14 protein-coding genes are annotated in these 12,212 nt (G+C 47.3%); 7 read left to right on the top strand and 7 right to left on the bottom strand.

What is annotated here, in order from left to right; translation table 11 throughout:
• Positions 1–182: 182 nt before the first annotated feature.
• The 5 genes from SHD_RS20940 to prmA all read right to left on the bottom strand — a co-directional run bounded on the left by SHD_RS20940 (position 183) and on the right by prmA (position 3,283).
• Positions 183–407 carry a helix-turn-helix transcriptional regulator gene (locus SHD_RS20940; RefSeq protein ID WP_023268967.1) on the bottom strand — a complete coding sequence of 75 codons (225 nt, stop codon included), beginning with the start codon at positions 405–407 and terminating at the stop codon, positions 183–185.
• A complete protein-coding gene (locus SHD_RS20935) occupies positions 407–667 on the bottom strand; it encodes an AlpA family phage regulatory protein (RefSeq protein ID WP_023268966.1) in 261 nt (86 codons plus the stop codon). Before SHD_RS20935 ends, SHD_RS20940 begins: the two co-directional genes overlap by 1 nt.
• 269 nt (positions 668–936) lie before the next feature.
• Positions 937–1,242, bottom strand: coding sequence for a DNA-binding transcriptional regulator Fis (gene fis / locus SHD_RS20925; protein WP_006083371.1), 306 nt, complete (start codon positions 1,240–1,242; stop codon positions 937–939).
• A 16-nt stretch (positions 1,243–1,258) separates the two neighbouring features.
• The gene (gene dusB, locus SHD_RS20920; RefSeq protein ID WP_023268964.1) at positions 1,259–2,227 is read right to left on the bottom strand and encodes a tRNA dihydrouridine synthase DusB; all 969 of its coding nucleotides are present in this window, start codon (positions 2,225–2,227) and stop codon (positions 1,259–1,261) included.
• A gap of 174 nt (positions 2,228–2,401) precedes the next feature.
• Entirely contained in the window at positions 2,402–3,283 is an 882-nt protein-coding gene (prmA, locus tag SHD_RS20915; protein ID WP_023268963.1) for a 50S ribosomal protein L11 methyltransferase, read from the bottom strand.
• 442 nt (positions 3,284–3,725) lie between these two features.
• On the opposite strand from prmA, the gene SHD_RS20910 reads away from it, so the two are divergent.
• The 4 genes from SHD_RS20910 (at position 3,726) to SHD_RS20895 (ending at position 8,127) form a co-directional block, all read left to right on the top strand.
• Positions 3,726–4,451, top strand: a complete 726-nt coding sequence (locus SHD_RS20910; RefSeq protein ID WP_039978870.1) for a fumarate reductase cytochrome b subunit — start codon at positions 3,726–3,728, stop codon at positions 4,449–4,451.
• A gap of 204 nt (positions 4,452–4,655) precedes the next feature.
• Entirely contained in the window at positions 4,656–5,327 is a 672-nt protein-coding gene (locus tag SHD_RS20905; RefSeq protein WP_011627397.1) for a fumarate reductase cytochrome b subunit, read from the top strand.
• Between the two features lie 62 nt (positions 5,328–5,389).
• Positions 5,390–7,396, top strand: a complete 2,007-nt coding sequence (locus SHD_RS20900) for a fumarate reductase flavoprotein subunit (protein ID WP_023268960.1) — start codon at positions 5,390–5,392, stop codon at positions 7,394–7,396.
• Positions 7,396–8,127 carry a fumarate reductase iron-sulfur subunit gene (locus SHD_RS20895; RefSeq protein ID WP_023268959.1) on the top strand — a complete coding sequence of 244 codons (732 nt, stop codon included), beginning with the start codon at positions 7,396–7,398 and terminating at the stop codon, positions 8,125–8,127. Before SHD_RS20900 ends, SHD_RS20895 begins: the two co-directional genes overlap by 1 nt.
• Before the next feature lie 61 nt (positions 8,128–8,188).
• On the opposite strand, the gene SHD_RS20890 is transcribed toward SHD_RS20895, so the two are convergent.
• Both SHD_RS20890 and SHD_RS20885 read right to left on the bottom strand, forming a co-directional pair.
• Positions 8,189–8,473 carry a putative quinol monooxygenase gene (locus SHD_RS20890; protein WP_023268958.1) on the bottom strand — a complete coding sequence of 95 codons (285 nt, stop codon included), beginning with the start codon at positions 8,471–8,473 and terminating at the stop codon, positions 8,189–8,191.
• Positions 8,470–9,492 carry a zinc-binding alcohol dehydrogenase family protein gene (locus SHD_RS20885; RefSeq protein WP_023268957.1) on the bottom strand — a complete coding sequence of 341 codons (1,023 nt, stop codon included), beginning with the start codon at positions 9,490–9,492 and terminating at the stop codon, positions 8,470–8,472. The genes SHD_RS20890 and SHD_RS20885 overlap by 4 nt, the downstream gene beginning before the upstream one ends.
• A gap of 119 nt (positions 9,493–9,611) precedes the next feature.
• On the opposite strand from SHD_RS20885, the gene SHD_RS20880 reads away from it, so the two are divergent.
• The 3 genes from SHD_RS20880 (at position 9,612) to SHD_RS20875 (ending at position 12,192) form a co-directional block, all read left to right on the top strand.
• Positions 9,612–10,529 (top strand): LysR family transcriptional regulator, encoded by a 918-nt coding sequence (locus SHD_RS20880; protein WP_023268956.1) that lies wholly within the window; start codon positions 9,612–9,614, stop codon positions 10,527–10,529.
• Between the two features lie 323 nt (positions 10,530–10,852).
• Entirely contained in the window at positions 10,853–11,260 is a 408-nt protein-coding gene (locus SHD_RS21910; protein WP_152526566.1) for a hypothetical protein, read from the top strand.
• 62 nt (positions 11,261–11,322) lie between these two features.
• A complete protein-coding gene (locus tag SHD_RS20875) occupies positions 11,323–12,192 on the top strand; it encodes an outer membrane receptor protein (protein ID WP_023268954.1) in 870 nt (289 codons plus the stop codon).
• Positions 12,193–12,212 lie beyond the last annotated feature (20 nt).

Here is a 12,212-nt window from a genome sequence, read left to right as displayed (position 1 = left end):
TCTCCTAGGCTTCAAAGGGTTTTTGCCGCTTGCGTCGAGGAGTTTGCTTAAGATGCAACTAAAAATTAAATTTTCGGGGATTTTAGTGTTTGATTTCGAATCTTGGCGTTGAGGGCATTGTTTGCGGTTAAAAATTAATACCTATTCGCTGGTGGTTTTGGCCACCAGCGTGCATAGAGGCGTTAGTGTTTTGGGGCGTTGTCTTGGCTTAACTGCCAGCGTTTGAATTCATTCGGGCACCAGCCGAGGGTGCGCCTATTACGATAGACTGGCGCGATAAGCTTTTGCGTTTTAACCCATCTATGGACAGTGGCGCGACTCTTTTGCAATGCTGCGCACATGTCAGTGATGCCTATCAACGGGTTGATATCAAATTCAATTGACTGATTAACGCGATCGCTCGGCATTATTTCGCGCCTTCAATTTGGTTATTTGAGTTAACGGCCTCTCTTGATTTGACCCAATGAAGTAGCTCGGAAAGCAACCATCCTACTGAACGATTTGAGATCCTTCTGCGTCTTGGATACATGCCTTTGCGTTCGAGTTGAAAGGCCTCGGCCCTACTTATCGAAGTAATGAGACGACGCTCTTTTTCCTTAACTATACGGTCGAACACAAGCTCACTGGCAACATCTGTGTCCATCATTGCTAAATTGACGTTTGTCATTCGTTTCTCCTCGTATTCATAGCGCTTGAGTGCGCGGAAATGAATGTTGAGGGCGGCGCAAGTAAAAGCGAAATTTTAGGGCGTTTTAGTAAAAAGGCCGCATTCACGACAACTAAAAATTTTTCCATGAAATCTTTTAGGGGTGAGTTTGTGAGGATAAAACGCAGAGGCAATCAAACAACGGGGGTACATATGGGGGTACATATAAGCAAAAACGGGCTTTTTCGTGAGAAAAAACCCGTTTTCTTACAACAGCCTAAGAGAAAATCTTAGTTCATGCCGTATTTCTTTAATTTCTTACGCAGAGTACCGCGGTTGATACCTAGCATGTTTGCTGCGCGGGTTTGGTTGCCGCGAGTGTGTTGCATGATGATGTCAAGCAGAGGTGCTTCAACTTCACTTAGCACCATTTCATACACTTCTTGTGCTTCCTGACCGTCCAACTGTGCGAAGAAGTTAGTTACGGCACGCTTAACAGCGTCACGTAATAACTGGGGCTTGATAGTGCCGTTTGCGGTTTCGATTTTGCCAACGGTAAGCTGGTGAACTTCTGTGTTAGTTGTCTGATCAAACATTCTATTCTGCTCTTTATTAATTCTTTACTAATTCATCAAAATAATATTCCACCAGGGAATACTGTTCTGCAGCGGTTTCCAGCTGATTAAAGTCAGCCCGGAATTGGCGCTGATCCTCTTGGTCTAGGTACCACCCAATATGTTTTCTGGCGAAGCGGATACCCTTATATTCACCATACAAATCATAAAGTTTGGTGAGGTGTTCCAGCATCACTTGACGCTGTTCAGCCACCTCAATGGGCGCTAGCTTATTACCCGTATCCAAGTAGTGCTGGATTTCTCTGAAAATCCAAGGCCGTCCTTGAGCCCCCCGTCCTATCATCAGAGCATCGACACCGGTATAGTCCAGCACGAAGCGGGCTTTCTCCGGACTGTCGATATCCCCGTTTGCGACAACAGGAATCGAGACATTCTGTTTAATTGCCTTGATGGTGTCGTACTCGGCGTTGCCTCTGTACATGCATTGTCTCGTGCGGCCGTGAACGGCGAGCGAGGCGATACCACAATCCTCAGCAATCTGGGCGATTTGAACACCGTTCCTGTGTTCAGGCTCCCAGCCTGTGCGAATCTTTAACGTGACAGGTACCTCTACTGCGGCAACCACGGCTTGTAAAATTTCTTTCACTAAGGGTGGATTTTGCATTAGGGCAGAACCTGCCAGCTTTTTATTCACTTTTTTTGCTGGGCATCCCATGTTGATATCAATGATGTGGGCACCTTGTTCGACGTTGAACTGGGCGGCCTGCGCCATTAACTCTGGATCTGCACCTGCAATTTGCACTGAGCGAATACCTTCCTCGCCGGAATGCGTCATACGCTGGCGGCTTTTATCTGTGTCCCAAACTTCAGGATTCGATGAAAGCATCTCCGACACCGCTAAGGCTGCGCCATAACGAAGACAGAGATTGCGGAAAGCTTGATCGGTGACACCTGCCATTGGTGCCACGATCAGCTGATTCTTCAGTTGATAGGGTCCAATCTGCATTTACTGTTTCACCTTAGCTCTTCAAAGGGGCGCTATAGTAGCCCTTTTTATTGGCCGTGAAAAGGTCAATAAATGACCTAGGAGCAATTTTTTTTCTTGACTTTTTAGCCTTGAGAAGTCATCGACAAAATAAGCCTAAGCCAGTGGTGGCGCATGTTGCGCCACCCTTTAGCGTTATTTGCGCTTACCTGTCAAGCGGCTCCAATCTTCTTTGTGAGCCGCTTCGTCCATGTCGAACCATTGGCTATAGAAGTCAGAGATTTCTTGCGCTTGCTCTTTCAGTAGTCCAGAAAGGGCTAATTTACCGCCAGATTTGACGCGCTCGGCGATAAGGGGGGCAAGTTCACGCAGTGGGCCTGCGAGAATATTGGCAACTAACACATCGGCCTTAAGATCGGCGGGTTGATCTTCTGGCAGATAAAGTGCCAATTGGTCGGCAACATCATTACGTTCGGCATTGGCTTTAGAGGCTTCGATGGCTTGATAGTCGATATCGATACCTGTGACCTTTTTCGCGCCCAGTTTTAGCGCCGCGACGGCGAGAATGCCTGAGCCGCAGCCAAAGTCGATCACTTCTTCGTTGCTGAGATCTAAGCTATCTAACCACTCTAAACACAACGCCGTTGTGGGGTGGGTACCAGTGCCGAAGGCCAGACCCGGATCTAAGATCACGTTTACTGCGCTTGGATCGGGGACTTCACGCCAGCTTGGGCAAATCCATAGGCGTTTACCGAATTGGATTGGGTGGTAGTTATCCATCCACTCGCGAACCCAGTCTTTGTCTTCAATTTGCTCGATTTTGTGGCTGAAGCTTTCACCTAAAAACGGCAGGGTTTTCAGCATCTCAATAGTCGGTGCTAAATCCGTGTCAGCCTCGAATAGGGCAACTACTACGGTATCTTGCCACAGAGGGGTTTCGCCCAGTTTAGGCTCAAAAATCGGGGTGTCTTTACCATCTTCAAAGGTAATAGAAACGGCGCCTTCTTCCATAAGTAAGTCGCTGATGGTTTCAGCATCATCACTGTTGGTGTTAATGCGAAGTTGGATCCAAGGCATGGGTAAAATCCTGTGGCTAGGTTTAAAAAATATCGCGCTATTGTATACCCAAACCGCGCTAATTTGCAGAATTAGGTGGCAATTTAACACCAGTAACTGTGTTTTGGTGTGTTGAGAAATTCGCGCTAACAATTAGGGGAATTTACGGTAGAAATTGAGCTTTATCTCAGCTTGGACAAGGGGTTAGCTTGTCATCTTTGGGTTGTACGCAAAATCGAACCGCTCGTTTCGATTTTTAATATAAAGCCATGAAATATAATGGTTAATTGGTTTTACCTTTGTTTGGTTTTTACAACTTTTTTGTGATCGTCTTCTAAGAGTTGACGCTTATCCCGTGAGTTGCCTCACGCTTTAAATCTGTGACACTCAGCCGCGTATTTTGTTGCTGCTATGGTGTAGTTTGCAAAGAGGCGTCAACAAACCATTAAAGGGTAAAAGCAAAATGACAAGCGTAACGCGCGTTCACACTAGCGTGAAAATACAGGGGATAGGTCACCCTTGGTCGGCTAAGGCCGACAGACTACAGAGCGCGACTGGTATTATGCTGGGATGCTTTCTATTGTTACATATGCATTTTGAGTCGAGCATTCTGCTGGGCAAAGAGGCCTTTTACCATATGGTGCAGTTGCTCGAAGGTGGCATGTTTAGCAGTAGTGGCCATGGCTTTCCGATTGTCACTAAAGTCTTCTCAGTATTTATGCTGTTGGTGGTGATTTTACATGCCGCCGTTGCCCTTAGACGATTTCCGGCGCAGCTTGGGCAGTGGCGAGCGTTGCGCTCACATTTAGGTGGCATTAAACATCGCGATACCCATGCGTGGTTTTGGCAGTTAATCACGGGTTTTATTTTGTTTTTCCTCGTACCAGTGCACCTCTTTACCATGATCTTAAATCCTGAAATTGGCCCACATTTATCGGCTGAGCGTGTCTATCACGATAACGCTTGGTTGCTCTATGCCTTGTTGCTACCGGCAGTGGTTATCCACGCCATGATTGGCTTATACCGAGTGGCAGTGAAGTGGGGCATTACGACCCAGCGCTCCGGCCTACGCAAACTTGCTAAGGTATTGATTATCTACTTGTTATGCCTAGGTAGCGCGAGCTTAGTTTCCTATATGTTTATCGGTAGCGAGCTAAGTGTGCCCGTGCAGCCCTACGTGCCCCATTGATTGAAACCCAATACTGCTGCGTTATCCCATGAGGAATTGGGCGCAGTAGGATTTTGTTTCGCTGCTAATATTTAAGCATTCGATTAATTATTCGCCTCCTAGTTGATCTAACTCAGGTTTGTTGTTGGATTTGTGAGCGATATTAATTTTCGAGGACAACTTAATGAGCAGGGCTCACGGAGCCTGTGGCGCGAGGCGAAAGTAATGGCAATCAAACTAAGTATAAAAAAATGGAGTGCGTGGCTGGATTTAAGCCAGAGTTTGTCGGGTGTCATTCTGGCGGTGTTTTTGTGGACTCACTTAGTGTTGGTGTCGTCCATTTTGTTGGGTGGCGATGCCATGAACTGGGTGGCTCGCACTATGGAGCTGAGTTTTCTCTCCAGTGATGGCCATGGCTATCCTTGGGTGGTGACTTGTATTGCCGTCGGTATTGCCGCCTTAGCACTGGTGCATGTGATTGTGGCGCTGCAAAAGTTACCCATGAGTTTGCGCCAGCAAAGGGCGCTGCAACAACAGATGCAAGTGATCAATCACAGCGATACTCGCCTCTGGCGTTGGCAGGCTATTACGGGCGTAGTGATCCTGTTATTGCTGCCGGTGCATCTGTGGCTTATCGGCTCGGCGCCTGAAACCATTGGCCCGCAGGGTAGCGCTGAGCGGATTTGGAACCAAGGTGTGTGGATGGTGTATCTGCCACTATTACTGACGGTTGAGTTACATGCTGCCATCGGGATTTACCGCGTGGCACTAAAATGGGGCGCGGCGCGGGATCTCAATAGTCGCAGCCGTTTACGTAAGATCAAAACCATTGTGAGCATCGCGTTTGTCACTGTAGGGATTGCCTCCTTATTGGCATTTTTACCCCACGCGAGTTAGCGAAATATAACAAAAGAGTGTTGTCCTAAAACAATAACAGCAGTACCCGTTAAGGAGCAGGCGTGAAACTGATTTATACCGATTCATTAGTGGTTGGTGCCGGATTGGCAGGCCTGAGGGTGGCCATTGCCTCTAAAGAGCGTGGGCTGGATACCTTAGTGTTATCGCTTATTCCTGCTAAACGTTCTCACTCCGCCGCAGCGCAAGGGGGGATGCAGGCAAGCCTTGGCAACGCAGTTAAAGGCATGGGCGATGATGAAGACGTGCACTTTCAAGATACGGTGAAAGGTTCGGACTGGGGCTGCGATCAAGAAGTCGCTAGGATGTTTGCCCATTGTGCGCCCAAGGCGGTACGTGAATTAGCCAACTGGGGCGTGCCTTGGTCGCGCGTGAGTGCAGGGCCTAGGGAAGTGATTGTTAACGCCCAAAAAGTCACGTTGCAGGAAGCCGAAGAAGCCCACGGTCTGATCAATGCCCGCGACTTTGGCGGCACTAAAAAGTGGCGCACCTGCTACACCGCTGACGGTACAGGCCACTCTTTACTCTATGCTATGGATAATAAAGCTATTTCGATGGATATTCCCGTCCATGAACGCGTCGAAGCGCTGTCGATTATCCACGACGGTCAACGCTGTCACGGGGTGATTGCCCGTTGTTTAATCACGGGGGAATTGCGAGCCTACGTCGCGAAATCGACCACCATCGCTACCGGTGGCTATGGCCGGATTTATGAAGTCTCAACTAACGCGATTATCTGCGAGGGGATAGGTCAGGCGCTGGCACTCGAAACGGGGGTAGCGACCCTTGGTAATATGGAAGCGGTGCAATTCCACCCCACGGCAATTGTGCCCGTGGGGATTTTAACCACAGAAGGTTGCCGCGGTGACGGTGGCTTGCTGCGGGATAAAGACGGTTATCGTTTTATGCCGGACTATGAGCCAGAGAAGAAAGAGCTAGCGTCGCGGGACGTGGTGTCTCGCCGCATGACCGAGCATATGCGTAAAGGTAAGGGCGTCGATAGCCCCTATGGCCCGCATTTATGGCTCGATATCACCCTACTTGGGCGCAAACATATCGAAACCAACCTGCGTGAAGTGCAGGAGATTTGCGAGAACTTCCTTGGGATCGACCCGGCTAAGGATTGGATCCCCGTGCGCCCGACACAGCATTACTCCATGGGCGGGATCCGCACTAAGGCAACGGGCGAGAGTCCGCAGCTTAAGGGCTTATTCAGCGTGGGCGAAGCAGCCTGTTGGGATATGCATGGTTTTAACCGCTTGGGCGGTAACTCGCTCGCCGAAACCGTAGTTGGCGGCATGATAATCGGCAAGTATGTGGCTGATTTTTGTGAAAATAATAGCCTTGAAATCGACACTCAGCTTGCCGAAAAGTTTATGCGGCAGGTACAGACTGAAATCGATACCTTAGTCGATGGTGAAGGCCACGAAAGCCCCTTCGAACTTAAGCGCGAAATGCAGCGGATTATGATGGACTACGTGGGGATTTTCCGTAATGGCCCAGAGCTTGATAAAGCGGTGAATGAGCTAAAAGCCCTGCTTGAGCGCTCACGCAAGCTCGGGATTAAGTGCAAGAAACGCCACGCCAACCCAGAGCTGGTAGAAGCGTTAAGGGTGAAGCGCATGCTCAAAGTCGCGCTGACCGTTGCTTGCGGCGCTGCCGCGCGTACCGAAAGCCGTGGGGCCCACGCCCGTGAAGATTATCCGCAGCGTAATGACAGAGACTGGCTCAACCGTACTCTCGCCAGTTGGCCCGACGCCAATGCGTTAGAACCCGTATTAAGCTACGAGCCGCTAGATGTGATGAAGATGGAGTTGCCGCCGGGATACCGGGGTTATGGTATCGACAATGCCATTGCTCACCCCGATACCGCCAAACGCGAGCAACAAATTGCCGAGATTTTGGCAGAACTGGGCGACAATGCCGATCGTTATCAACGCCAAGCGGCGCTGATGCCCTTTGAGTTGCCACCGAGCCTACAAGCTAAAAATGAACGTTTAAGCGATACCTTACAAAGACCATCCGCCAATGCGCTAGGAGAAAAATCATAATGAGCCAAGGTCGCCAGTTAACCTTTAATATTTTTCGTTATGATCCGCAGGAGCCAAACGATAAGCCGAAGATGGTGCGTTATCATCTCACCGAAACGCCGGGGATGACGGTATTTATTGCCCTCAACAAGCTTAGAGAAGAGCAGGATACGTCGTTGCAGTTTGACTTTGTCTGTCGTGCTGGGATTTGCGGTAGCTGCGCCATGGTGATCAACGGCTTCCCTACTTTGGCATGCCGCACCCTAACCGCCAAATACCCTAATGGCGAAATCACTCTGATGCCGTTGCCGGGCTTTGAATTGATTGGTGATTTATCGGTTAACACGGGTAAGTTTATGCGCGAACTCGCCGAGCGTTTAAAGCTGTGGTTACACCCAAAGGCGAATGATATCAGTATCCACCGCCTCGAGGAGCCGATGGCGCCGGAGGAAGCGGCGCGGCTCTATGAGTTAGAGCGCTGCGTCGAGTGTGGGGTTTGTGTGTCTGCCTGTGCGACCAAGCAAATGCGTGAAACCTTTGTCGGTGCTGTGGGGATGATGAAAATCGCCCGCTTTGAACTCGATAGTCGCGATGCCCGTACGGCTGAAGATTTTTACCATGTGATTGGTAATCAGGACGGGGTATTTGGCTGTATGACTTTACTTGGCTGCCAAGACAACTGTCCGAAAGACTTGCCCCATATGCAGCAGATTGCCTATCTGCGCCGCAAAATGGCGATGACCTTAGTGTAATTCTGTTAGCTGTTTGATTCAAAAAAGTAAAGCGCCTTTTTAGGCGCTTTACTTTTGGTCGTTAACAGGCATAGGTTTTATGAATGTCAACCTGCTTAACGAGTTCTTCTGATGCGGTTACAAAAGCATTAAAGTGTGGACTTGTCATATGTGCATCCAAGGCTGCTTGAGATTGCCACACTTCATACATCCAGAAGTGATTTGCATTATCTAAAGAGTGATGCAGCGTATACTCAAAACAACCAGCCTCTGTGTGGGTATCCCTCACTAACTGTTTGAGCAAGTTAAACAGCGCATCAGTTTGGCCTGGATGCGCTTGGATTTGCGCAAAAACCGTGATTTTCATTGGCTAAATCCCTCAAGTACAATTTTACCAATCGCTTTACCCGACTCAATTTGTGCATGGGCTTTAAGTAAATTTTGCGCATTGATCGTACCGTAATGCTCACCAAAAGTACTTTTTACTGCGCCTGTATCAATCAGCTCGGCGATACGGTTGAGCAAATGGTGCTGGGCAATCATATCCTCAGTTTGATATAGGCTGCGGGTAAACATAAGCTCCCAATGCAGCGACAGGCTTTTACGTTTAAGCTTCATCACATCTAAAGGACCGACTGGATCGTCAATCAGCGCCAGTTTTCCTTGCGGTCTAAGCACTTTTACGATTTCGTCAAAGTGCTTATCGGTTTGAGTCAGGCTAATCACATGGGTAACGTCGGCAATATCCAACTGCGCTAGTTCTTCCGAGAGTGGCTTGTTGTGATTTATGACTGCATCTGCACCCAAGTTTTTAACCCAAGTTGCGGATTCTGGCCGTGATGCAGTGCCAATCACCTCGGCACCCGTCAGCTTGACCGCAAGTTGAGTGATGATAGAACCTACGCCGCCAGCGGCACCGATAATCAGAATGCGTGCATCCGTGGCTGAGCTGTCCTGCGGTAGACCTAAACGGTCAAACAGCAATTCCCAAGCCGTTATACTGGTTAGGGGGAGCGCCGCAGCCTGGGCATAAGTTAAGGTTTGCGGTTTATGGCCCACAATGCGCTCATCAACTAACTGATATTCGGCATAGCTACCGCTGCGGCTGATATCGCCGGCGTACCAGACCTCATCACCTACTTTAAACAGACTCACCTTGTCACCCACGGCTTTAACAACTCCAACTGCATCCCAACCGAGGATTTTATATTCCCCTGCGGTTGCAGAGCTGGATGCGCGGATCTTGGTGTCAACCGGGTTAACCGATATGGCTTTAACTTCGACTAATAGATCAAATCCTTTGGGTGTAGGTTCAGTTAGTGTGATGTTTTCTAATGCATTGTGCGCATTGACCGCGCTTGCTCTTTGGTAACCTATGGCTCTCATATTTATTCCTCGCTGGCGATTCGTGTCAGTCACTTGTCATTGAGTGCCATTGTGTGAAATATTAATTCTTAGATAAACGGGGGAATGTTTGTAATTTTTTCAAAGGAAATTTGATAATTATGCTGCTCAATGATCTCGCATTATTTGTTCGCGTTGCCGATTGTGGCAGCATTTCTGCGGCGGCAGCCGAGATGGAACTCTCAGCCGCATCTGCGAGTGCTGCAATTAAACGCCTCGAAAAACAACTTGATACTAGCCTATTTGTGCGCACGACCCGAAGCCTGAGATTAACCGCTCAAGGTGAGCGCTATCTTATCCATTGTCGCCGCGCTTTAAGTGATCTCGCCCTCGGAGAGCAGGCGATCGCCAGCGATAAAGGTAAAGTCTCTGGCACCTTAAGTCTGTCGGTTTCATCTGACTTCGGGCGTAACTTGTTCGTCCCTTGGCTCGATGACTTCCTCCTAGATTTTCCGCAGCTGCAAGTACGTTTGCATTTGGGCGACAATATCAGCAGCTTTTACCACGATAAAATTGATGTAGCGGTGCGTTACGGTAAGCCGCAGGATTCTAATCAGGTCGCCTTCCCGATTTTTACAGCAGATAGAGTGCTTTGTGCTTCGCCTGAATATCTTGCCAAGCACGGCAAGCCCGAAACCTTAGAGCAGCTAACACAACATAATTGCTTATTTTATAAATTAGATGAGAGAACGCACGACCAATGGCAATTTGTGCGTGATGGTCAGGAGTTTAAAATTCGCGTTACAGGGAATCGCAGCGCTAACGACGCGGAAATTGCTCGGCGTTGGGCGGTGGCTGGTAAGGGCTTAGTGTTTAAGTCGAGCTTAGATCTCGCTGAGGATATTATGGCGGGGCGTCTTGTGCCTTTGCTGCCTGAATATCGCGGTGAGGTGGTCAATTTGTACTTAGTGTGCCCTGGGCGTGAGCACGTCACGCCCGTAGTGCTGTTGCTTCGTGAAATGTTACGCCAGCGCTGTAAAGAGCTGCAAACGCAGTTAGCCGCTCATCAATCCACTTAAAGTACCGTTAAACGATTACATTATGGTGGTATATGTAAATAATCGTACTGCATGTTGTTATTTATTTTTAAATAAATATTTTTAAATTGTTTTTGAATGTGGCTTTTGCTGTTTCCTGTTGTGTTTTTTATGTTTAATTTCACTAAATTTTTCTGAGCTAAATCATATTTATTTTAATTTAATATGAGTTGGCTCTTGCTTCAGTTGAAATGATTTTTTGTTAGTGCCTATGATGCAATAAATGTATCGGTTTGTATCTTTTATTGCGATATCGCAGTGGAGATTATTTAAAGTATGACGTATTGACGAAAATGTTATCAAATTTGGCTGAAAATAATTATTCCAGAATACCAAGACGTTTATGTATCACGGTAGCTGCATTACTCGTATTCGGAATGTTATGGCTGATTTTACCTGTAAGTTTTGTCGCTAAGTCTAATGTTTGTGCTTTTGAAAATAATTACTTATCAATAAGTTCGGCTAAGATTTTTGACTGTGAACCTCTTGGCCTCCCATCTGTTATCAGAGTTAGTGAATATGGCGCTCACTTTTGGACTGAGGTAACTCAAACGGATATTGAGAACATATTGGGGGGAGCGTCTTTTTTTGTTTTATTTTGTTTTGCTTATTTATTATTAACCATATTCATACGTATTTATTTTGCTAAAGTAGAAAACGGTTATTCAGTGTTACTTAATTGGATAAAGTCTATTAAAGCAAGTACTTCCTAGCGTTAAATAGAGCGAATGCTCATTATCAATATTTTTATCAAAATATAAATCAAGGTTTTATTATGCAACCAACGAATAATCAATATTATTCGTCGATTTCTCGTCGGCGAAATAAATGGTCAGTGCTTTTCTGCTTGCAGGTGATGCTGGCCAGTTTCTCATTTGTCGGTCAAGTATTGGCCGTCAATGAATTTGAGTTAGCCACGGATGCACAAGCCGCAAAATGGTCTGGCTACGTTAATGTTGGGTTTACCCGAAACATTTATGACTCGGATAGTTATTACGCCTATCAAGCCTACAACATCGATAGCCGGATTGATTACAAGGCAAATTGGGGCAATGTGCTATTTACCCTAGGGGGCGAAAAGCAAACCTTGCACGGCAAGGAGTCCAGTTTTTATGACCCTCTACTGGAGTACCGCACGCCACTGTATGCCTTGAGCGATACCGTCTCATTAAAAGGCAGTTTAGGTGTGTATTTGCCTGCAGAACGCGAATCAAAACTGGATAGGTTGCAATATGCACCGCGTATTGCTGGGTACTTATTTTGGAGCCCGCTAGATAACCTAAGTTTTTATTTTTCACCGCGCTATCGCTACAACGCTTACCAATACAAAACCGCAGGTGAGCGTGTGTTGGTTGAACAGCAACTCGATGGATTACTCGATGCTTATTGGCAAATTACGGCCAATTGGTATTTGGACGTGAGTGGTCGTTATCGAATTTCCAAAAACTATTACGGTCGCCGACTCGACGATCAATTTACCTTCGCCCAAGAACTCGGTTGGTCGTTTAAGCCTGACTGGGTATTGGCTGTTGGTCATAACAATAGTGGTCGTTTTTACAACCCAGAAGTGGGGACATCTCAGGGATTTGAGATTTATGACAAAAAGAGTTCAACCTTTTATTTGTCAATCACTAAATATCTATAAAAACAGTCGTTAAGAGGAAT

This window comes from Shewanella decolorationis S12 (genome assembly GCF_000485795.1).
GTDB lineage: Bacteria > Pseudomonadota > Gammaproteobacteria > Enterobacterales > Shewanellaceae > Shewanella > Shewanella decolorationis.
The sequence above is the reverse complement of the archived record's forward strand: the minus strand, read 5'-3'. Positions and strand labels throughout refer to the sequence as shown.